25 protein-coding genes are annotated in these 22,012 nt (G+C 44.0%); 7 read left to right on the top strand and 18 right to left on the bottom strand.

Features of this window, described 5'->3' with window-relative positions; genetic code table 11:
• The 10 genes from modA to ACXHJ2_RS05465 all read right to left on the bottom strand — a co-directional run bounded on the left by modA (position 1) and on the right by ACXHJ2_RS05465 (position 8,660).
• Positions 1–852 carry a molybdate ABC transporter substrate-binding protein gene (gene modA, locus ACXHJ2_RS05510; protein WP_165081896.1) on the bottom strand — a complete coding sequence of 284 codons (852 nt, stop codon included), beginning with the start codon at positions 850–852 and terminating at the stop codon, positions 1–3.
• A 46-nt stretch (positions 853–898) separates the two neighbouring features.
• A complete protein-coding gene (locus ACXHJ2_RS05505) occupies positions 899–1,606 on the bottom strand; it encodes a DUF542 domain-containing protein (RefSeq protein ID WP_165081894.1) in 708 nt (235 codons plus the stop codon).
• A gap of 109 nt (positions 1,607–1,715) precedes the next feature.
• A complete protein-coding gene (gene hemY, locus ACXHJ2_RS05500) occupies positions 1,716–3,137 on the bottom strand; it encodes a protoporphyrinogen oxidase (RefSeq protein WP_165081892.1) in 1,422 nt (473 codons plus the stop codon).
• Entirely contained in the window at positions 3,130–4,236 is a 1,107-nt protein-coding gene (locus ACXHJ2_RS05495) for a TIGR04053 family radical SAM/SPASM domain-containing protein (RefSeq protein WP_025679268.1), read from the bottom strand. The genes hemY and ACXHJ2_RS05495 overlap by 8 nt, the downstream gene beginning before the upstream one ends.
• A 15-nt stretch (positions 4,237–4,251) precedes the next feature.
• Positions 4,252–5,040 (bottom strand): YwiC-like family protein, encoded by a 789-nt coding sequence (locus tag ACXHJ2_RS05490; RefSeq protein ID WP_043886028.1) that lies wholly within the window; start codon positions 5,038–5,040, stop codon positions 4,252–4,254.
• 123 nt (positions 5,041–5,163) lie between these two features.
• On the bottom strand, positions 5,164–5,961 hold the full coding sequence (locus ACXHJ2_RS05485; RefSeq protein WP_165081890.1) for a hypothetical protein: 798 nt from the start codon (positions 5,959–5,961) through the stop codon (positions 5,164–5,166).
• Positions 5,962–5,995: 34 nt separating this feature from the next.
• The gene (locus tag ACXHJ2_RS05480) at positions 5,996–6,466 is read right to left on the bottom strand and encodes a hypothetical protein (RefSeq protein WP_165081888.1); all 471 of its coding nucleotides are present in this window, start codon (positions 6,464–6,466) and stop codon (positions 5,996–5,998) included.
• Positions 6,467–6,516: 50 nt separating this feature from the next.
• A complete protein-coding gene (locus ACXHJ2_RS05475; RefSeq protein ID WP_165081886.1) occupies positions 6,517–6,987 on the bottom strand; it encodes a DUF6097 family protein in 471 nt (156 codons plus the stop codon).
• 24 nt (positions 6,988–7,011) lie between these two features.
• Positions 7,012–7,722, bottom strand: coding sequence for a DUF1963 domain-containing protein (locus ACXHJ2_RS05470; protein ID WP_238791055.1), 711 nt, complete (start codon positions 7,720–7,722; stop codon positions 7,012–7,014).
• A gap of 11 nt (positions 7,723–7,733) precedes the next feature.
• Positions 7,734–8,660, bottom strand: coding sequence for a cell division protein ZipA C-terminal FtsZ-binding domain-containing protein (locus ACXHJ2_RS05465; RefSeq protein ID WP_165081882.1), 927 nt, complete (start codon positions 8,658–8,660; stop codon positions 7,734–7,736).
• Between the two features lie 157 nt (positions 8,661–8,817).
• On the opposite strand from ACXHJ2_RS05465, the gene ACXHJ2_RS05460 reads away from it, so the two are divergent.
• The 4 genes from ACXHJ2_RS05460 (at position 8,818) to ACXHJ2_RS05445 (ending at position 12,276) form a co-directional block, all read left to right on the top strand.
• Complete coding sequence (locus ACXHJ2_RS05460; protein WP_165082054.1) at positions 8,818–9,567, top strand: MORN repeat-containing protein; 750 nt, start codon at positions 8,818–8,820, stop codon at positions 9,565–9,567.
• Positions 9,568–9,841: 274 nt separating this feature from the next.
• The gene (locus ACXHJ2_RS05455; RefSeq protein WP_165081880.1) at positions 9,842–10,927 is read left to right on the top strand and encodes a WXG100 family type VII secretion target; all 1,086 of its coding nucleotides are present in this window, start codon (positions 9,842–9,844) and stop codon (positions 10,925–10,927) included.
• Positions 10,928–10,961: 34 nt separating this feature from the next.
• Complete coding sequence (locus ACXHJ2_RS05450) at positions 10,962–11,798, top strand: hypothetical protein (RefSeq protein WP_058710292.1); 837 nt, start codon at positions 10,962–10,964, stop codon at positions 11,796–11,798.
• Entirely contained in the window at positions 11,791–12,276 is a 486-nt protein-coding gene (locus ACXHJ2_RS05445; RefSeq protein ID WP_090738600.1) for a DUF5381 family protein, read from the top strand. Before ACXHJ2_RS05450 ends, ACXHJ2_RS05445 begins: the two co-directional genes overlap by 8 nt.
• Positions 12,277–12,469: 193 nt before the next feature.
• Here ACXHJ2_RS05445 and ACXHJ2_RS05440 read toward each other — a convergent pair whose 3' ends face one another.
• The gene (locus tag ACXHJ2_RS05440; protein ID WP_165081878.1) at positions 12,470–13,645 is read right to left on the bottom strand and encodes an aminotransferase class I/II-fold pyridoxal phosphate-dependent enzyme; all 1,176 of its coding nucleotides are present in this window, start codon (positions 13,643–13,645) and stop codon (positions 12,470–12,472) included.
• Between the two features lie 66 nt (positions 13,646–13,711).
• Entirely contained in the window at positions 13,712–14,551 is an 840-nt protein-coding gene (locus ACXHJ2_RS05435) for a MetQ/NlpA family ABC transporter substrate-binding protein (RefSeq protein ID WP_165081876.1), read from the bottom strand.
• A gap of 288 nt (positions 14,552–14,839) precedes the next feature.
• On the opposite strand from ACXHJ2_RS05435, the gene ACXHJ2_RS05430 reads away from it, so the two are divergent.
• Positions 14,840–15,397 (top strand): YdhK family protein, encoded by a 558-nt coding sequence (locus ACXHJ2_RS05430; protein WP_058710295.1) that lies wholly within the window; start codon positions 14,840–14,842, stop codon positions 15,395–15,397.
• 114 nt (positions 15,398–15,511) lie between these two features.
• On the opposite strand, the gene ACXHJ2_RS05425 is transcribed toward ACXHJ2_RS05430, so the two are convergent.
• The 4 genes from ACXHJ2_RS05425 to ACXHJ2_RS05410 are packed head-to-tail and all read right to left on the bottom strand — an operon-like array spanning position 15,512 to position 17,706.
• Positions 15,512–15,799, bottom strand: a complete 288-nt coding sequence (locus ACXHJ2_RS05425; RefSeq protein ID WP_013372406.1) for an antitoxin Xre/MbcA/ParS toxin-binding domain-containing protein — start codon at positions 15,797–15,799, stop codon at positions 15,512–15,514.
• Positions 15,771–16,298 carry a methylated-DNA--[protein]-cysteine S-methyltransferase gene (locus ACXHJ2_RS05420; RefSeq protein WP_013372407.1) on the bottom strand — a complete coding sequence of 176 codons (528 nt, stop codon included), beginning with the start codon at positions 16,296–16,298 and terminating at the stop codon, positions 15,771–15,773. Before ACXHJ2_RS05420 ends, ACXHJ2_RS05425 begins: the two co-directional genes overlap by 29 nt.
• Positions 16,299–16,321: 23 nt before the next feature.
• Positions 16,322–16,882, bottom strand: coding sequence for a bifunctional transcriptional activator/DNA repair enzyme AdaA (locus ACXHJ2_RS05415; protein ID WP_025679286.1), 561 nt, complete (start codon positions 16,880–16,882; stop codon positions 16,322–16,324).
• A 20-nt stretch (positions 16,883–16,902) separates the two neighbouring features.
• Entirely contained in the window at positions 16,903–17,706 is an 804-nt protein-coding gene (locus ACXHJ2_RS05410) for an isocitrate lyase/PEP mutase family protein (protein ID WP_165081874.1), read from the bottom strand.
• Between the two features lie 420 nt (positions 17,707–18,126).
• Between ACXHJ2_RS05410 and ACXHJ2_RS05405 the strand changes: the two genes are divergently transcribed.
• Positions 18,127–19,128 carry a chitosanase gene (locus tag ACXHJ2_RS05405; protein WP_165081872.1) on the top strand — a complete coding sequence of 334 codons (1,002 nt, stop codon included), beginning with the start codon at positions 18,127–18,129 and terminating at the stop codon, positions 19,126–19,128.
• A 210-nt stretch (positions 19,129–19,338) separates the two neighbouring features.
• Here the strand turns inward: ACXHJ2_RS05405 and ACXHJ2_RS05400 are convergent, their stop codons facing one another.
• Positions 19,339–19,710, bottom strand: coding sequence for a hypothetical protein (locus tag ACXHJ2_RS05400; protein ID WP_025679288.1), 372 nt, complete (start codon positions 19,708–19,710; stop codon positions 19,339–19,341).
• A 453-nt stretch (positions 19,711–20,163) separates the two neighbouring features.
• On the opposite strand from ACXHJ2_RS05400, the gene ACXHJ2_RS05395 reads away from it, so the two are divergent.
• Entirely contained in the window at positions 20,164–20,853 is a 690-nt protein-coding gene (locus ACXHJ2_RS05395; protein ID WP_165081870.1) for an acetyltransferase, read from the top strand.
• Here the strand turns inward: ACXHJ2_RS05395 and ACXHJ2_RS05390 are convergent.
• Complete coding sequence (locus tag ACXHJ2_RS05390; protein ID WP_165081868.1) at positions 20,809–21,981, bottom strand: MFS transporter; 1,173 nt, start codon at positions 21,979–21,981, stop codon at positions 20,809–20,811. The two genes, ACXHJ2_RS05395 and ACXHJ2_RS05390, sit on opposite strands and share 45 nt — an antisense overlap.
• Positions 21,982–22,012: the final 31 nt, after the last annotated feature.

The raw sequence follows: 22,012 nt of genomic DNA, 5'->3' as shown, positions 1-22,012 counted from the left end.
TCACTTCGGTATGGTAAATCCATACTTAGCCATAATATTCAGAGCTTCTTGCGATTGAAGGTATTCATAGAAGCTTTCGGCTTCTTGGATGTGCTTGGAAGCTTTGATGATCCCGATAGGGTACTCAACCGTTGAATAAGTTTTAGAGTCCACCTCAAAGGCAATTTTCGCCTTTTGCGAAGTCAACGCATCTGTCTTATACACAAATCCGACATCTGCGTTACCCGTTTCCACATATTGCAGCACTTGTCTAACATCTTTTGCCTGAACGAGCTTGTCCTGTAGCACATCCCAAAGCTTTACGTTCGTCAGTGCTTCCTGTGCATATTTGCCTGCAGGAACACTCTCAGGAATACCGATTGCTACCTTTTTCACTTCGCTTTGCGTTAAATCCTTTACACTCGTGATGCTCATCGTCCCATCTGCAGGGATCACCACTACCAACTCGTTCGTCAGCCATGTTTTTTGTTGATTGCTCTCGATTAACTGCTGATCTACGAGAGACTTCATGTTTTTCTTCGAAGCAGACAAAAACAAATCCGATGGAGCTCCTTGCTCAATCTGCTTTTCCAGTGCACCAGAACCACCAAAGTTGAAATTCAATTTAATACCTTTATGGGATGATTCGTACAACGGTTGAATTTCTTTGAGTGCATCTGTTAAGCTCGCGGCTGCGGAAATGGTCAGATCAACAGTTTCAGCCTTGTTCGATGAATCCTGGCCGGAGACCTCATTCTGGGCCGTGCTGCTACCACTTGAAGGTGATTGTTGCCCCGCACCGCACCCCGCAAGTAATAACACAATGGCAAAAATAAAAAAGAGTGCCTGACTATGTTTAACAAATTTCTTCATTTTATTGGCTCCTTACGTTCAGCCTGTCATTAAGTGAGAGGTTACATTATGAATGGAGTTGTGCCTGTCTGGTACGTTCAACTAAGGTACAATTCTCAAGAAGAATATGATTATAAATGTCTGCTTCCAGATCCTCCAAACGCTTCAATACAAGTCGATGCGTACCACAAGCTTCCTGCAGCGGCTCAAAGCCATTGGTAATCAAGCGCAGCTCCTGCAGTATATCCACAATCGCTTGATGCTCCTCTTGCAACTCGGATAAATGAAAGTGAAGTGCGTCCACACGCTCAAATGCCGAGTCTTGAAAAAACGCTTGAATCAACGGAAACAGGAGGCTTTCCTTGAATTGAATATGTATCGTTAACTTCTGTTTAAGCAAGGTATAAAGTTCATTCACTCGCTTTAGGTGCGAATAACGTTCGCCATGAACCCGCGTTAGTTTGGTAATATACGGTGTGAGCGCCGCTAGTTCTTCACATAACTTTGTGTGATACTCATTCTGAATATAGGCGATCAGTTCTTTGGGTTCGAGTGAGGAAGGTTGCATTTGCTTGTGCTGTGCCTGATTTTCCTCCACTTCATGCACCCGCGCCAGCAGTTCACCAGCGTGAAGCCCCCGGCTAGCAGCTGCTTCACGGAGCGATATTTTCCCGCCACAGCAGAAGTCAATCCGTAGTTTACGGAACAAGTCACTTGTTTTGGGTATTTCTTCCACAATGTCCGCTACCCATGTTTCTTCCGTTAACTGGCTCATTTTTCATTCCCCCATCTTACTTCAGTTTTATACTCAACTCTCATTCTATGTCTCTCTCAAGGCTGAACCAATTAGGGTGATCCCTTTTTCACTCGTGGAAAGAGCCTGATTATAAAAAACCTGAGACCAGCTGTTCAGCTGCTTCTTTGCCTTGAGCGATACAATCTGGAATGCCAACGCCTCCATAACCAGCGCCACAAAGAAATACATTCGGAAAATACTGTGACAAATCATGTCTCACCTTCGCCATCTGCTCTTTGTGCCCAATCGGATATTGTGGCATGGATTGATTACACCGACTGACCTCGGTCATTTCAGGTTGAGCATCGATCCCCATTAGATCTTTCAGGTCTTTGCGGGCTGCTTCCACTAGTTCCTCGTCTGTCATCTGAACCCATTCCTGGGCACCTGCATGGCCAATGTAAGTCCGCAAGAGTGTATACCCTTCAGGTGCGGTATGGCTCCACTTTATAGATGACCAAGTACAGGCCGTAATCATTTTTCCTTCCTTACGAGGAACTAAAAATCCTGTACCCTCATAGGAAAGATGAAGGTCTGAATTTTTATACGCCAAGGAAATATTCGCTACCGAAACGTAATTGATCTTATTAAGCCAGCTCACACTTGTGATATCGGAAAATAATTTAGCCGCCTCAAAGGCTGGAATAGCGCAGATTATTGTATCTGCATCTATGATTTGTCCTTGGTCCAGGACTACCTGATAACCGTTCTCTTTTCTTATCTCAGCCACACGCTGCTCCATCACAAATTGGACAGTGTCGAGCTTTTCCTTTAACCGCTCCACGATGGTCGATAATCCATGTCGATAGGAAAGAAACATGCTTTTCTTGGCAATTTCGGGCAATTTGTTAGGTGCACCCGACTTTCTCCCCGCCCCTTTAGCCATACCTATAATCAGACTTCCATGCTTTTGTTCCATCTGCTTAAATTGAGGGAAGGTTGACTTGAGGCTAAGAGAATACGTATCGCCAGCGTAAATACCAGATAACAAAGGCTCTGTAATCTGCTCCAACACCTCTTTACCTAGACGCCGCTTGATAAAATCTCCCAGAGATTCATCCATATCGCCTTTCTTGGCTGGAATGATCAAATCCATGGCTGCGCGCGCTTTTCCCAATGGAGAAATTAACCCTGTCCGAATGAAGGGAGTTAGCTTGGTTGGAATACCTAAAATAAAGCCCATCGGCATGGTATGCAGCTTGCCTTTATGCAAAATGGAGGCCGACTTGGCCTTCGGGTTTGTTGACACCAAATCAGCTTCCAGTCCCAACTCCATAGTCAGATCCAATATAGCCGTCTTTCTGGCCAGGAAAGCATCTGGTCCTTTTTCGATCATAAAATGATTTTGGCGAACCGTTTGCAGCTTTCCTCCCAGGCGGTCGCTTTTCTCCACTAATGTAATCTCCACTTCAAGCTGCCTGTCCTCCGCCAGCTTTTTCACATAAAAGGCAGCACTTAAACCGCTTATTCCTCCACCGAGGATCACAACTTTTTTAGCATTTTTATTCATAAGCGCACGTTTCCTTCCCCACTCCAGGCATATATGCACAATATGGATCACTCTCTAAGTAATCTCCTGTGATGGCAAAAGCCCTTGCTCTGGAGCCTCCACAGACTGTATTGAATTCGCAGACTCCACATTTTCCTTTAAGCAGAGATTTATCCCGAAGATTATTCATAATCGGAGAGTTCCGATAAATATGGGCCAAACTATCCTTTCGTACATTCCCGCATGTTAGCGGCAGGAAACCACTCGGGTACACTTCGCCGATATGACTGATAAAAACAAATCCATCTCCATCATTTACACCTTTAGGGGCACGCCCCAGAACATCTGCCCTTTTTTGTTCGAACGTTGCACTATGCTGTCCTGCTTTGTGCTTTTCCTGTAGGACAACCCTTCGATAGTGAGGTGCTTCGGTAGCCTTTACACCGTAGGGCATCTGTTGCTGTATCTGATACAACCACTTCATTACAGCCTCATGCTCATCAGGAGTAATCATATCTTTTTCCATACCACGCCCGGTTGGAACGAGAAAAAACAAGCTCCATAACACCGCCTGCATTTCCTTTACCTTCTCTGCAATTCGCTCCAGATCGTGAAGATTGTATCGGGACACGGTTGTGTTCACTTGGATAGGAATGTTCAATTCCTTCAAATAGCCAATTCCCCGCATGGTCGTATTATAAGAACCCACAGTCCCTCGAAAATGATCGTGAATGTCCGCGCATGAACCGTCCAGGCTAAAAGCCCACCGTGATAAGCCAACCTGCTTTGCTTTTTCGACTGCTGCTCGTGTCACTTTCGGGGTAGCACTGGGCGTCATTGAAACTGATAACTTTTTCTCCTCAATTGCATATTGAGCCAGCTCAAACAAATCAGGACGCGATAACGGATCTCCACCTGTGAAAACCACTAATGGATGATTCATTTCGGCGATTTGATCAAGCAGCTTTTTGCCCTCTTCAAATGTCAGCTGACGAGGGTCAGGCTTATATTGGGCTTCCGCTCTACAGTGAAGGCATTTTAATGCGCAAGCTCTTGTTACCTCCCAAATGACGATAAACGGGTCTACGCGATAATCTCGTGGCGTTTGCAAAGATATCATTGATGTCTCTCCTTTTTAAAAATATAAAAACAGCACAGATACATAGAGCATCAATGAAAATCCAATTTCAGCCATGCCTACATGCTTTGCCTTTAACTCGAACTTAGGAAGCCATATAGCTCGTATGAACAAAATTAAAAATGGAATAACCAAAAACACCTTGATCCAGGCGGCAAACAGCACAATGATCAAATGATAGATAATAGACGCATAATAGTAACGTGGATTTTTTCTTTCACGGATGATCGTTTTAACATAAAGAGCCGTTCCTATGAAATAACACACCAACAGCAAAAACAGCTCTGTGGTTAGCGTCCAATCTCCGCCTTCTCCAATATGAACAACAGGATATATAAAAGAGCAGAAAAGCAGAATCGCGGCAATGTCATTTAACAAAGCACGCTCATTCTTCATTTTGGCGTAATACATATTAGCCATAAAAAAGAACAGAAGCAGAACTCCGTACCAGATCAACGCAGGTTTAACCCAGACTAGAGAAGCTAAAAGAGGAAGGAGTATTGCTCCGTAAATAACAACAGGTTTACGGTATCTTTTACTGTTTCCTGTTTTGATCCATTGGAGAACAGGAAAACTAAATAAATAGATAAAAAACCAGCATACGAATAGAGGTATATGAATGAATTGTTTTGGAGAAGCAGCTAAGCCAAACAAAAATGGAAGAATGAGCATTGCCCAAGCTCCATGCTGATTGGGGATGTATCTACTGATCCCTTTCAAAGTCTTGATCCTTTTTTCACAATGTGTAACATCTTTGTAGCTACGGTTAATCGACTCATCATCCATTCCCCCAAAGTTCAATTTTTCACCCTACTTTAATTCTAAGTATTCTGTCCAATTGAACCAATCAGGGAGTTCCCTTATTTGTTTGGGGGAATAGCCTAACCTGAAGATAAACCTTCACTTTCTTTATAAAAACGTACCGAAGTAATAGTCGAGCGCTTCCTGTGAGTATCCGTCATCTCCTTGCCAGGCTGCTACCGAACAAAAATCATCATTGCCGCCGCGGCGCCTGCGAGGTGTGTCCCGTGGTGTGAGCAATCCTGCATATCCCCATACTTCCATAGCCACATCGCGTTCATTTTTACTGGATGGGAGCACATCTTTCCAGCGCTTCTCCAATTGTCGTGGACCGTTCTGATCCTCACAGTCCTGAACCGCTTCCAGCATGTTATGAAGGATAACCAGATCCTCATCAGTAACCTGGAACTCCTCCTCTTGACTGAACAATTCGAGGTCCATCCAACAATAAAGAAGGTGATTCAGCCGAATACCTCCCCATTTGATTCGTTCAAAATTCAGTACATTCAAATCCTTATTGACGTACTCCTTATCGGACATTAGTTTATGAAAATTACAATCCCCACAGCTACTGTAGTTTGGCAGGACGACAGGCCGCTCCCTATAGGTGTGCAAAGGCAGTTTTGCGGTTAATGCCCAGCTCGATAAGGCGCTTCGTAAATGGACTTTTTTCGTGGAAAGACTGTGTAAAAACGCTGCTGCCACTCGCTCTTTTGTAGCCTTTTGCTGGTGCAGCTCATATAACCTTTTTATAATCTCATCATGTGTAATGGTGATCGGATCGAACATCAAGCCCATACTTTTGGCATATTCAAAATCCTCACCCGAAAAAGGTTCCCTCTCCTGCTTCCAGCCGCTGGAGGACCAGAAAGTGTTCATAAGTATTTTCTTTGCTTTTTTATCCATCACACTTCTCCTTACTCGTCTGACACTCTCACCTTCAACAATCATCTTTATACTTAAAAGCAATGGCCGTATTTCCCGACCGGGGGTCAAAATAAGAAGAGATTTTCCCCCAGTTCAGTTCATATTCCATATAGGGGTAAGGCTTGGTTTGACGATAGCTTGGCTTCATGGACAAATGTTGTTCTAACAAATGATCATGCTCCCTTTGCCGCTTTCTCTCCCCTTCCTCAGACCAATTATCCCATGAGGTTGGAAATTCGTTGCCTTGGAGCGAAATCTCCACAACAATTAGGGTTGTATCCTTAAAGCATACAGACACAAAAAAATGCCGGTGCAGCAAAGGAACCTGATCAAAATAGTACCAAATGTACCCATTTCCTAGCTTTCTTACTGAATGAAAATATTTCGTGTACAAAGCAGTCTCTAACAACTGATCTTCCGTTAAAGAAGAATAAAACGCGTGCTCATTATCAACATGAATGATTCCCGATTCCCAGTCATTCATTGCTGCCACTCCTTAAGCTGGTATGACAATCTACTAGTTGCTCTCTAGCCTCATTTGTCCACATGTTGGAAAATGGCCTGCCAGGACCGATCCAGCACACGCGTATGTAATCGTCTGGCATAAACATTTCTAACGATGGCAAGAACGATCACACCCACGAATACAACACTAAGTATTGTAATAGAGGGAACCCAGTAGTCGAACATGGCATTCACCAACACTTGCAGCAGATGTCGTTCCGGCTGCAAATATTCCACCGCCGCAACGATAACTGCTGCCAGCAGTATAATCACAGATATGATCAAAAGCATTGCATTAATTACTTTGTATCTGGCAAGCCCTTGCTGAAAAATGCGAGTGCCGGCATATTGCTCCAGCAAGATGATCTGCTTGTGAAAATCATCCTCCACCTGCTCTACAGGCAGGTCGTGCTTCTGAATCAAGGCATGTGCTTTCTTCAGTTCGGATTGAATAAATAGACTGCTCTGGATGGCAGATCCTAACTGACCTAAAACATTCATCTCTTTTTTACCCCATTTCAATATTTAGTAAAAATCAAAGTAACCCCGCCAGATTCCTTCATTCTGATGCTTGGCAAAATAAAAGCTGCCCCCATCGACAATATTCAATCCAGCTTTGGCATCTGACGCAATCTGAAACATAAATTCATAGCCTTCGCCAAAGTCGATGCCTGGTTGAATAAAGCTGGGATAGCCACCGATTTTGTGAACCGCATGTATTTCCTCCACGATGTCCTCAAAATAGTCGGGTTCCTCCTCATCCATGTTGTTGAGGGCATCACCATATTCCTCAGGGATATCTTCCCCGTCCCAAACGGGATAGTCATTCTCTATGAGCTCGGGGAATAACGGGAATGCCTTGATATGCATGAATGCCTCCCCAAAATCTTTTTCGACCAAATCCTCTACCGACGTATACTCACGAATACACATATATCCTTCCATGTCCTCATGATCCAGAACATCGGGAGACAGGAAGACCGTCAACAGCTTGACATCACGCATAGCTTGTGGAACAAAAGGCATAGCAGGCAAATACAATTGCATGATCGGAGCCATATCATTCCCCTGTACATCAACGGGTTGTTCTTCCGCCGGCAAAGCCACTGTAACTCTGCCAATCCAGCTCTGTTCCAGGGAATCTAACGGTCTGCGGCCCCCTGTATGAAAAATAGTAGCTTTACGTTTTAGAATCGTTCTTAGCTTCTCGATAGAGTTGCTGGACAACGAAATCACCCCTTTCTAGGCTAGAGTAGAAACGCAACAGCATACTCGCCAGCTTTAAATCCAAACTCACTTAATCGGTCTTCCATCTCTTGAATTTGACAAAGATAATCTTCCGGTACAGCTGGCAAATCTTGTTCATTGACTAATGTTCCGCCGAGTCTGGCGCGTGCATATTCGGCACTTTTCCACATCGCCTCAAACACAGCTTGCGGCTGCACCGTTCTTACCACATCCATACTGAAAATCAAATCTGCAAAGCGATCCTCTGCAAGTGTACTCAGCCAAAAAAATCCAGGCTCTGTTCCCGTATGTACGCTAAATAGTTCATCATTGCCTCCCGGACCGTGATGGTGTGCATGGAAAATATCCATATCTCCCCACTTCATTCCAAGGCTCAGCATGACATCCCAAATGTCCGCTCCACGATAAGATTGATCTTGATCCGCTACCAGCCTAAGCATGACAAAGTGTTCCCTCTCACCCTCCTGATCTGTAAAGGCTTGTAGCTTTTCCGCTTTTGCACGTGCATGGGCAGCATCCTCCCGAGGAAGCACACGAATGGTCCCCTTCTCCTGAAATCGCGCCGGTAGTGTGTTCATAAAATCAGCAACCTTGGCTTCTTCCAAACAAATCTGCATCTCTACATTGTTGAATATATCCACACAAATACAGATTTTATCATAACGGCATTCGCCTTCTAGTCTACGCCCGACGCTAGTCCATATCTGCAAATCTTGGACATGCCCGTATACGATATATCCTTTGAGCAATTGCAAAATGTCTTCATCTGACAACGTAAAATCACAGAATTCCACATCTATCAGCCAGTAGATATTAGAATCTGGCTCTACTTCATGAACTCCCTTTATTGTCTTTCTAGGCCCATGATCCAACTCTACGGCAAGGATGCTCGATACATCCTCACTTCCATATTCAGGTAAAATCAAAATCCCTCCTCCTTATTACCTATTTTTTACTTTATAGTTTCCTATAATTCTCAATCTATATTAAACTATAAACCACCAAGCACAAAATAGGTTAAAAGTGCTGGGTTGTTGAACATGACTCGTAGAAACTCAAAGCTTCGAAAGGGGAGAACTCATGATGCAAAAACTTTGGCAAAAAGGAAAGGCTCTGTCCCTGCCTATAGTGGTGTCTGCATCGCTGATTTCAGGAACGCTGTTGGTAAATAATATACCTACGGTGAATGCGGCTGCGACCAAGGAACTGCTTCAGTTATCCGGACAGACGACTTACTACGGAGAGGTTGAGAATGGACAGCCAAACGGACGTGGTACGATCAAATGGAGCGAATACAAGCAGTATTCGGGCGATTTTGTGAATGGCAAGCGATCAGGAACTGGAAAATATATGAATCAATATACAGATGCAGATGGACAACATCATAAAGTCGTATACAACGGAACATGGAGCAATGACACGATTAGCGGTAAGGGTACGCAGACTGAAAAAGTGACGCAATCGGATGGAACGATCCGTTCGAATCAGATCCAAGTAGGTACTTTTCAGGATAATGGATTACAGAACGGCTACCAAGTGATCCATGCTGTAGCCGATCCAGACTATAGCTTCACTTATAAAAATGGAAAAGAAGTGCTAAACATCTTGCACAGTAATCAGGATCTGGTCCAAAGATGGCAGCAAGGAGAGCTCTTCTCCGTAAATTATAAAAATGGCTCTGTTCAAAAGGAATACTCCATGTTCCCTGAAGAGGTCGCAACCAAAGAACGTCAAAGACAAGCGGCCATCAAGTATCTCAAAGGGATTACCGCCAAGGTCACCCCTCACTTGCAGCAGTTTGAAAAATTGTCCAAGCAGGTCCCTCTCAAATAAGTTAGAGTATCGCACAGTATATAAATAGCCTCTACGCAAGAAGCCCTCTCTTTCTTATAGAAATCCCTACAAGAAAGAGAGTCTTTTTCCATTTTCTTCATAAATGACATATAAGAACTTCGGATCATAACGACTCCTACTATTCTCCCTTATGCCCATCAATGAACTCATACAAATGACTTATTTTTCGCTCAAACCCCCTCCTTTTTTTGCTAACCTCCGCTAGAATCACTAAAATATAAAGTAATTATTTTAATCATCCGAGGTGGACATCATGGCTAAAATTATGGTTCCTCCTGAGAAACTAGAGGCGGTTTCCAGGCAGTTCGCGCAGGCACGTGAGCTGGGGGCACAAATTTGCGGACAACTGTCACAGCATATTCAAATGCTAGAGAATAGCTGGGCAGGAACGACACAGCAGCGCTTTTATCAGGATTTTCACAAAGCACGTGGACAAATGGACGCTTTCACTCAAACCGTCGGTTCTGTCAGCACAGAGCTGAGTTCGATTGCAGTAAAATTCAAGGAAATAGATACCCAAGCAGACACAGGGATTAACCAAGGAGATCAAAGCGGACAGATTAAGAGCAGTGAAGGAGCAACTTCCGGAAAAAAAGGAAACGATCCCGCAGATATAGCCATTAACAGCCTGTCAGAGGCCAATAAATGGCGAGGGCAACTGGGCTTTGCCGGAACAGCGATCTATAGCGGTCTGGCTTCCACACTTGTGCTCACCAAAACAGTAGAATTCAAGAAAAGTCTGAAAAATCCCACTCGAGCGGTTATACATAATGCGGCATGGGTGAAAGGCAAAGGTAACAATGCTTTTATGCGTAATTTGGGCAAAAGCATAAACCGCCAGTTCGCTAAACCAGGTATTGTGATGAAGGGCTTGAAAGGTTTTGATCGTTTAGCTGGAAAGCTGCAAATGGGTAAGCTCGGCCTTGGGTTTAACAAAGCCAACAGCTTTCCTCAGTGGACGCGCAACGTCATCGCCGGGGTGGAAAAAGGACGCTACGGCATAGCAACACGCCAAATTCCCGGCATGATCGCCAAAAAGTTATATCCAATTAATGCCACCATGAATATTGTGGGCGAAGGCATCAGTCTGGCTGGAAAATGGAAAAGCGGGAAGCTTACCGGAACGGATGTGGCTGTATCTGCTTCTAACGTAGCGATTAAAACCGCCGCAACTTATGGCGGAGCTGTCGTTTTGGGGTCCATAGGCGGTGCTATCGGCGGTCCGGTTGGTGCAGCCGTCGGTGCATACGTCGGCGGTACAGTGGGGAGCTGGGCAGGTGGAAAAGTCGCCAAATTCGCCGAAAAAGGGATACGCTGGGCCAGCAAACTATTTAAATAAACATACACTTAACAGATGGAGAAGGAGCCTGACTATGGACAAACAAACGGTAATTTTAACGCTTGAGGAACTAGGCTTTGCCTTGACCGCGCTGGGTGCAGAGGATATGGCTTCGGGTCTGCTCCAATCCTATTACGGGGAACTAACCGAAGATCGCTGGGAACTGCTTTTTCATGCTGCAACACATAGCCTGGTATCCAAAGGCTTGTTGGAACAGCAGGATGACGGGCAACAGCAGCTTGAATTTGATGCGTTCATTGTTGAAATGCTAGCTCATCTGGTACAAAGCCGCCAAATGCTGCGTGGATACAAGGAGCAGCAGGACAAGCAAAATACATTAACGATACACCATGGAAACGAACGTTTTCTGTATCACTTTTCCAGCCACAATGAACTCCATTTCTTTCGCTGGTCTTCTCCAGAAGACTGGCATCACGATATTGATCAATTGTTCGGCCTGTCGGCTCCCAGCTTCAATGGTCACAGCCGATACGTCGATCTGACAGAAGAACAGTGGAATGAGTTGACCTCATCCAACTTCACGATGCAGCAAATGGCAACGTGGAAACTTCAAGAGTTGGATCAACAAATGATACAAGACTGGCGAGAGGATTTTAATCGTAATCACTGCAGCCTGGATAATTTGAGCCAGATGGTATACACGGACACGGATGAAGAGGGTCCTTCCGTTACGAATCTGCTATTTGTTCTTAAAGGAACGAATGATGTGTGGGTTGTAAGAAATACAGAACTGGATATGCAGGCCACCCCATGCCTGCGAATTGAAAGTGTGACCGAATCAGACTGGAGAGAACGGATCACTCATTTCATTCAGGCGTTTGTACCCGACGAGGCGGTATTCCGTGGATAAAATTGTATATCGCAGATCTTTGGCATTTTGGAAAGCCCTGGGCAGCTTGATGTTTGTGCTGATTTGTCTGTTTTTGCTGTTGCTCATTTTTATCGACGAAGATATCTCTGCTCTGCAAATCTTCTTCTTTATTACGTCCGCCATTATTGGAATTCCTTTTTTCGGTAGTTATTTGGTGGTCTGTTTGAGCAGAACGCTTCGTAAGGAAGCCTTCCTGTTCATCTTTGACGAACACAGTATTTCCGATGGTATTCGAACTGTCCCGTGGTCTGCAATCACTAAAGTCGAATTCGAGGGGGCCTCCATCCGTAAATGGCTGCGCCCTCGCTTCCCCGCCTTTATTTTTTATCTGAATGACCGCAGCACCTGGGAAGTCAGCACCGATTATGTGTTGAATGATATGGAATTGAATCAAGCCGGGAAACAACTTCGAACTCTCATTAACCAGTATGGCAAGCCAAAGAAAATACGTTCCTGAACATTGCATGGACGCAGCACAATAACTTCCTTGCCTTGAAGATGACCCGTATAAAAAATCCCGTTCGCAATCTGGGTCATCTTTATCCCTTCGATTTGCGCTCTCAAACCTGCTATTTCTTCTTCCATGGCTCCGATATGGCTATACTCAAAGTTCGTTTCTCGATCCCTCCATGAATTTCTTTTATTCCAGCTTAAGCTTGAAAAACACCCGTTGCTGCGATGCGCTGTACCGCCTCCAGCAGTCTTTCTTCACTATTCACCAGACTGACCCTCACATGAGAAGCTCCTGCACGACCAAAGCCTTCTCCAGGGGCAACCGCAACATGCGCCTCATCCAATAAAAAGTTTGCAAAGGAAGCCGATGTATACCCCTCCGGCACCTTGAACCAGGCAAAAAAGGACCCTTGGGGAGCAGCTACATCCCAGCCAATATTTCGTAACGCTGCAATGAGAACATCACGTCGCCGCTCATATAACGCCGCGAGTTCCCGTACTGGCTCCTGGGTGCCCAGCAATGCGACAGCTCCTGCATCCTGTACCGCACCAAAAACAGTGCTGTAGGCATGCGTATGATAATGCTTGAGTGCACCAATGACGGACGCATTTCCAACCGCAAAGCCGAAGCGCCATCCAGCCATGTTATACGTTTTGGAAGCTGTATACGTCTCGACACCATACTCCTTGCCGCCAGGGATTTGCAATAGACTAATCGGCTTATGTCCACCAAAGCCAAGAGCACCGTAAGCAAAATCATTCATAACCGGAAACTGGTACCGAGCAGCATAATCCAGTGTCTTCGTCAGAAAATCTACAGTAGCTACGGCTCCTGTCGGATTGTTCGGATAATTAATCATGAGCAGTTTGACCTGCTCTGCGATTTCTTCCGGCACGGTTGTATAATCAGGCAAGAATCCATGCTTCTCTTTCAGTGGAATCGTATGAATATGGGCTCTTGCCAGCGCAGCAGCGGAATAATATTGGGGATATGCCGGATCGGTGGTCAATAACCAATCACCAGGATTCAGCAACGTCTGTGGAATCCCCATTACACCTATGGCAGAGCCGTTGAATACGGCAACTTCCCGTTCAGGGTCCAGCTCCACCTGATACTCCCGTTTATAGAACGCAGCGACTGCCTCCAGCGTGCTTTTTTTTCCATGAAAAGGCGGGTAGCCCTGATTAATCGGTTGATCGACCGCATCCTTCAAAGCGCTGATGATATGCGGCGGTGTTGGCTGATCCGGGTTGCCGGCTGCCAAATTAATTACATCTATTCCTTTGCTTTTATACAGATTCACTTTGTCATCGATTGCACTAAAATAGTTGTCAGGCAGAGCCTTGACGAGATCAGAGGATGAAAAAATCACGTTTATCTCCACCTTCTATCCATAAGATATAGACTGAGAATGTCAGCCCGCCAGGATCATAGCCATTTATTTAAAATAGCTTGGCAGCTTGTAGCCTTCATACGCAGGATTCGATTTGATGTACTGTTGGAATTCATCTGAATGATATCCCTCAATAATGTCTTTGACAAATGGCTTGTCCTTATTCTTGCTGTCCACAGCCACCACGTTCGTGAACGGGTCTGTCATATTTTCAAGCTTTAATGCCGAGGTCAACTTCATTCCATTCGATACAGCAAAGTTCCCTTGTATAGCCGCAAAATCAACATCCTCCAGTACACGTGGCCCCTGTGCCGGATCGGTAGCAACAAATTGCAGATGATGCGGATTAGAGGTGATGTCATTCACCGAGGTTTGCAATGGATCGATATTGTCCTTTAACGTAATCCAACCTACTTCCTTCAAAATGTTCAGCGCGCGCAGCATATTAACTGGCTCGTTGGGCAGGTTGATTTGGGCGCCAGTGCTGATTTCGTCAAGGCTGGTATGCTTGCTGGAGTACAATCCCATTGGAGGAGTCGGGACCTGCACAGCACCAACCAGATCAATATTCTCCCGCTTATTCATAGAATCCAGATAGAGCGAATGCTGGAACACATTGGCATCAATATCACCATTAGCCACGGCTACATTGGGCTGAACCCCGTCTGTAAACTCTTTATATGTAATCTTATACCCCTTCTTCTCCAAATATGGAGCCACACCATTCTTAAACTGATCGCTATATGGGCCGGGATTAAAGCTGATATGCAGTGTTTTCTTTTCTTCACCAGCAGCGCCGCCCGACGTATTCTTGCTGCCACAGCCTGAAATAAAGAGCACGACTACTCCCAGTAGCAATATAAATGAAATCCATTGTTTCTTCATTTTGATGTCTCCCCCTGCTCCTTGATATGATCTACGTTTAGTGAGTTAAAATGTTTACAGCTTTTTAAAACATAGTAATTTGATATGTTTTGTAGATATTACAATAATTTTTTATTCACTGTCAACAATATTTAATTACGCATCTTCCGCATAACTCAAAAGGATCACATCAGGCGCTCCGCTTGAAGGCAAAACACTTCACAAGTTTGTAATATAATTCTGTTTCAATTATACCCCCAGGGGGTATAATTGAGTGTGTAAATACAATCCTAAAGGAGCTATTTAAATATGAAAAAACAATGGGCTTTGCTTGCTGGTGCAGTCATGATTATTTTGAGTGGGTGCGGGAACAGTAACACGCCAGATCAGGAGCATACGACAAACAGCAGTCAACAGCACGACACATCAGATATGAACCATTCCACTTCCAGTGAGCTTCCTGCTGGGCTAAAAGAAGCTGAACATCCAGCCTTCAAAATTGGCAGTCAAGCGACCATGCAAGCCGATCATATGGCAGGCATGAACGGCGCTACGGCCACGATTGTGGGTGCTTATACGACTACTGCTTATACAGTCTCCTATACTCCAACGACTGGAGGAGAAAAAGTGACTAATCATAAGTGGGTTATCCATGAAGAGATTAAGGATGCAAGCAGCGAGCCCTATGAACCGGGAACGGAAGTTATCCTGGCGGCAGATCATATGAAGGGGATGGATGGGGCTAAGGCTACCATAGATTCCGCTGAACCAACGACCGTATATATGGTAGATTACACGCCGACTACAGGAGGAGAGCCTGTCAAAAATCATAAATGGGTGACGGAGAGTGAGCTTTCAGCCAATTAGAACTCTTTTATCACAGGTTGCTTGTGATCGCCAGAGGGAGCACGGCAACGGCTCCCTTTGTATAGCTTGATTGGGGTTTGGACGTGTTCATATGTATCTCCTTGTGTCAGTTGTTTAACGCGGCATACGCAGAATGGCTGCCTTCAGTGCTTTGGTCCCTTCTTCGCTTTTTAAATAATCCGACGGTGTTTCGTGACCAAGTGCGGGAACCTTTCGATCCATCCAAGTCAGCAAATATTCGCCCATGTCAGGCAGCAGCACAATCTGAATCTCCTTTGGAATTTCACTCTTGGCCACCTTTGCTCTTACCGCTGGATCTACCTGATCATATTGCTCCTGATAGATTTGAACCATGTTGGCCCAGCTTTCCGGCTTAAACTCTTTCAAATATATCTCTCTCATCCATGAGCCCTCCTTTTGATCCCAGACAACGCTTCTCATGCTGAAGAAGCCATTCTTTTCTCCATAGGCCCCCTGCATAGCCAGTTAGTTTCTGATTCGATCCGATAATTCGGTGACATGGAATCACAATGCTCAGCTTATTTTTGCCATTCGCACTGCCAACAGCTCGGATTGCTTTTTCATTTCCAATAGCAAGAGCAATATCTTTATAAGCTGTCGTTCTACCGTAACCTACGGTCACCAGCGCATTCCATACTTTTTGCTGGAAGTCTGTACCTTCAAAAGCATAAGGAAACGAAAATTTAAAGCGCTCACCTTTAAAATACTCGTCAAGCTGGCTGGCGCATTCCTCTAATACTTGGACTGGAGCCTCTTCTGTAAGCCTCGTTAAGGGCTCATTCCGATTAGAGAACATAATAGAATAGACAGCCTCTTTGGTGCCCTGTATCTCTATCTCTCCAATCGGCGATACATAATTCAATACGGATAGCTTGCTCATAAAAAGATAACCACCTTCCATTCCTAATCTTTATGTAACTTCCTATACTCACTAGGAGAACATTGGTTCAAGCTGCGAAACGACTTATAGAAATTTGAGGGACTTTGGAAGCCTGTCTCATAGCAAATTTCAAGATTCGTAAGATCTGTATTTTTAAGAAGATAGGACGCCTTATCTACTCTTATTTTTTCCAAATACGTACGCGGGGTTTCGGAGGTTTCCTGTTTAAAAATCCGATCCAAATAAAAAGGGCTTATTCCAACATGGTCTGCAATATCCTGCAATACTAGTTTTTCTTTATAATGATTGATTAAAAAAGCAACCACATTCTGGACAAGCCTGATATACGGCGAATGATCTATATGAGGCTGGCATCTTTTGCAAGCGCGAAAACCCGCTTTTTCCACGGTGTCCACATCAAAGTAAAACTCGACATTGATTTTTTTCGGTTTTCGGGATCGACAGGAAGGTCGGCAATATATACGGGTTGTTTTCACAGCGGTAAAAAACACCCCGTCATATTTACGATCACATGCTATAATTTTATCCCACATTTCTTCAAAAGAAAGACTAAGGTTAGCCATGATCGAAGATTCCGTCCCTTCTATAGTTCATACTCATCTAGTTCAGGATTTGCAAAATCATCATATAAATGTGACGTATCTCGAAGGTTGATCAACTGTTCCGCATTCTTTTGCAAAGCAACTATTATCTTATCAGAAAACGCATTTCCAAAGCTAAACCTTTTGACTCCTAACTGCTGAAGCTGGCGGACATTCGTCAGACCTGGCAAGGATAAAACATTAAGCGGAGCATGTATATGATATACAACTTTTCTGATCTCTTCATCATTCTTTAACCCTGGCACAAAAATGCCGTTCGCACCACTTTCCACATACGCTTTGGCCCTTTCTATGGTCTCCGAAAGTGGAGCTTCTATCTGCAAAAATGTATCCGTTCTTGCGTTTATAAAAAAATCTTTAAACCCATGAACATCCAAGGCAGCTCTTATTTTGGACAGCAGGTTACTGTGCGCCCTCACTTCTCGAAGCCCCTTTTGCTGTTTTAATGAATCCTCAATATTAATCCCTGCCACTCCGACATCGGCTGTCCTTAATACATGCTCAACAATCGTTGCTACATCCTTCCCATATCCTGCCTCAATATCTGCCGACACTGGAATCTGAACATGCTCTGCAATCGTCCGAATGATGCTTACATGCTGGTCAAAATCAATAAGCTCTCCATCTGAAAACCCAAGCGTATTGGCAATTCCCCAACTTGTCGTACCTATCGCCTTAAAGCCTGCTTTTTCCAGAGACAGGGCAGATAGCAAATCCCAGGCGTTCCCTAGAAATAAAATTTCCTCTGATGTATGCAAATCGTTAAATTCTTGTATTTTGTTCAATTTATAACCTCCTGTTAGGTGATGTATCTCATTCTATCAAGAGGCTGTATTGGTTTTCGTCCTCATTCTTGCGTTTATGGTCTGTGTTAATCTAATTACTTGAATTCAAACGAGCTGTTAAAGTGTTCCTTCTGTTTTTCATACACTCTACGAATCTAATTTTGAATTAAAAAACAGAAGATTTAGGCCAATGTATCCAGTTACAATTCACAAAACTGGAATAAAAATGGTTATTCGAGCACTGTTCAATCATATGTTTCTTATCTATAATCTTGCTAAATTAATTCGAGTTAGATGCTAATCTACGTAAGCTTTAAAAGTGTATTTGGTGTTGCTACTTACTACTGACACAGCATCACTTTTTTTATATGTAACATTTCTTTTAGCCTTTCACAATTACATTATTAGAGGAGGAGTTATATGTTTAAAATCAGCAGTAAACTCATTTCCCATAAAACGAAGTTTTTTATGATATTGCTAAGCTTCTCTGTAATCGCTTCATTCTCTAGCTTGTACGGCCCCTTACCCGCCAAGGCTCTTGCTGAAGAAAACGGAACTCCAGTACAAGAAACAAATGAATCAAATATACAGCAAATCCCCCTCACCAGCGAGGAGACTACTAGCCAAACAGCGGTTACAGCTATTGATCATGATGCTAATTTCTCACCTTCAACACTTCAATTTCTGAAGGATAATACAGGACTCGACGGTGAGCAATGGGATAATATTATGAAGCTAGTGAATAAGCCAGAGCAGGATTCTTTGAAATGGACTGAATTCTATGGCTATGCTGAAGATATTGGCGATGATCGTGGATATACCATTGGTATTTTTGGAGCAACAACAGGCGGTTCCAATGATACGGGACCAGACGGTCCGGCCTTATTCAAAGCTTTTGATGCTGCTAGTGGAGCTAGCAATCCTTCCATTGCAGGTGGATTAGCCCGTGCTGGACTGAAGGGGAAAATGAATGGCTCGATTTTAAAACTCAGCGATAGCGATAGTGTAATCAAAAAGAAGATCAAGGCTCTCCAAAATAATGAAGCTTGGAGAGAAGCCATGTGGCGTACGTTCTATGACACCTATATCGAATATAGTGTGCAGCAAGCCCGGAAGCGCGGATTTAATACTGCTCTGACGATTGGATCATTTGTCGACACTGCACTCAATCAAGGTGCTACGGGTGATGACGGTAGTCTTGAAGGAGTCCTCTCACGATCTGGCAATAGCACGAATGAAAAGACATTCATGACTAACTTCTATGCTAAGCGTACATTGGTTGTCGATACCAACGATTATAACCAACCTCCTAATGGTAAGAATCGGGTGAAACAATGGAGTTCTCTTTTAGCTTCTGGCGAAACAGATCTTAAGAACGCAGATGCAGCCATAATCAAAGTAACTAATTGGGAAATGAAGTAAATAACCATATACGTAATAAGGAGAGCATATCGTATGCCCTCCTTATTTTATTTTCATGAAAATAACATTCCATTCATTCTTCCATACAGTTCTTCTCATCGTTCTATTATGTAGGCATTGTGTACAAATAGAAAAACTGCTCCAGAAGCCCGAAAGTTGCAAGCTCCTGAAGTAGTCTTGTAAAATGTTTATTGTGTCGAATGGAGTCCGTTAGATGATCCGATAGCCAGCTGGCAGTCTGCCAGTACTGCGGATATTACGGATTTGCTGCAACGTCAAACGTTGATTGGTAGAGATAATAGATTCCACATCATTCCCGCGAATCAGATCATCCAGGTCGGCAATGTTGCGATTGCCTCTAAACACACGGAAGTTACCTCTAAACCGCGTGCCAGTAAAGAGTACAAGTGTAGCATTGCTGCTGGTAGAAAAGAAACGCAGACTTTCGATGCCGTCGAGAATATTATCGGTATTACGAATGCCTAGGTTTCCTCTGAATACTCTCCTGGAACCCCGAAAATTTTCTTCGTTGTAAACTGTAAGACGTGGATACGTTTGAGATACATATGCTTTGTTGTCCATATTGTAATTCCTCCTTTCAACTTTATCTTATGCTTCACCATCCGATTGGCGCGGGCCTCGCAGCATCCATCTAAAAATGGTTATGTGATTGAATAGAGCAGACGCAGACTTGAAAAAGGAACATACGTTCTGTATAATCTAGCTTAGCAATTTGGAAAATCCTGAACTAACGGAGATGTAGACATGGACGATAAATTTATTGAGGAACTACGTGAAATTAGCAGGAACGACAAGCGAAGATCCGAATTTCTCATTAAGGGTATGAAAGAAACGCTTCAGGAAAGAAAAGAAAAAAACTTTATCGAAAGATGGATTTGGCGACAAAAGAATAAGAAACTTATAGCGCGGAAGTTTAAGTCCTAGTAGATATAACAACAGTACTTCGTAGCAGTTTAATTTTCATAGCATATACAAGTACATTAGATCAAACCTCATTTTTAGGGAGGCAAAGCCATGATTGAGCAGCTAGTCCCATACGACGATCTATTAAATCACAATTTATTTTTAGCTGATGAGGTTCGATATAATTTGCTTCATCGAATATGTGAGTCAGAAGAATCAACATGCCTTAAAACGTCTGATGGAAATATGATTTTCGCTCAATCACCCGGACATAAGGCTTGGCTATGGATTTCACAGCAAATCATCGGCAACCATCAGTTGACCTATATCGAACAACTATTACGTTATTTAAAAGGAAACAACCTACCAGGTGTCTGTGGTGATGTCGAAACCGTCGAGAAGTTCGCAAATGCTTACGCCGAGCGGCACACTGCTCAGGTACATACACACATGGTCATGGAATCTTATTTCTGTCCTGAATACAAAAAACCTTTAGGCGTTGGGGGAATTCTGCGACAAGCCATTTCAAAGGACGTACAGTTAGTTGCCCAGTTTCTAGCTGGCTTTGCAGAGGAGGCTTTAGACCATTCAGTTGATCCAGCAAGTCAAATTTCAGCTGCGGAGGCAGCAGAACTACTGATATTGCGTTTGGATAAACCCTCCTGCTGTAAGAGAGCATATGTTTGCTCATTCAAAATAAACAAGCCCAGCGATGCCATCTATCGCTGGGCTCATCCTTCAATTATCTATAATTCTTTATTCTATCACACCCAATTCCGTGTGAACCGAAGATCTTCGTGAAAGTAAATATACAGCTACCATGGCGATGGCGACACCAGCTGCTCCAAACCAAGTGATAGAAGCCAGCGAAACCTGGCTAACAGCCACACCACCAATTCCAGCTCCGGCTGCCATAGCAAGCTGCATCATAGACTGATTGAGACTCAGCATCACACCGGAAGATTCCGGTACGAGAGTGACCAAGTTATATTGTTGAGTAGGTCCGGTTGTCCAGGCTGCGAACGACCACAGCATCAGTAAGACAAATACTACACTTAGAGAATGAGCGGCGACAGGAAGTAAAAGCAAGGAAAAGACATGCAACACCATGCCCCCAAATAATGTAAAGGAAATACCCTTTTTATCTGCGCTGTATCCACCGATTTTCGACCCGATCAGGCTGGCAATCCCGAAGGCAAGTAATACTGAGCTTAGCATATTATCCCCTACACCTGATACATTCAGCAAGTACGGTGAAATGTAAGTATACGCGAGGGAATATCCCCCTCCCCAAAAGAAGGTAATCGCTAATCCCAAAGCAACTTCAGGCTTCTTCAGAAGAGCAAACTGCTGTAGTAAGGGAATCGGTTGATCTCCTTTTAAGCGAGGGATTGTCATAGCGATAACGATCAAAGCAATAATCCCTGTCAAAGCGATGCCGAGAAATACGGTTTTCCAGCCATTTGCAGAAGATATCATTCTTCCAAGCGGCACCCCGATAATCAGCGAGGCTGTAAAACCCATAGTGACCGTAGCAATAGAACTAGCCTGCTTGCCAGCTGGGGCAATTTTCGCAGCAATGCTCAATGCTGTAACCACGACCATCCCTGCCCCGAGGGCCATAAGAATACGTGCAGCGATAAACATTCCAAAACCCGGCAAAACAAAGGAGAGGACATTGGCTACGGCAAATAATCCGAGGGAACTCAAGAGCAGCTTGCGTCTGTCCCATTTAGCTGTTACTGCCATCAGAATCGGCGTGCCAATCGCGTAAGCAAGAGAAAAGACTGTAATTAGCTGGCCCGCTGCGGACACTGTAATCCCCATGGTTGTCGCAATCTGATCCAAAATGCCTGAGATAATGTATTCGGATGTGCCTACCAAAAAACTAACAATTGCCAAAATATACACTTTCCACGTGCTCTGCATTTTGTAAATAACGCCTCTTTCCTTTTTTGTA

The sequence above is a fragment of the Paenibacillus sp. ALE3 genome, assembly GCF_054113405.1.
This window is presented reverse-complemented; position numbering and strand designations above follow the sequence as displayed.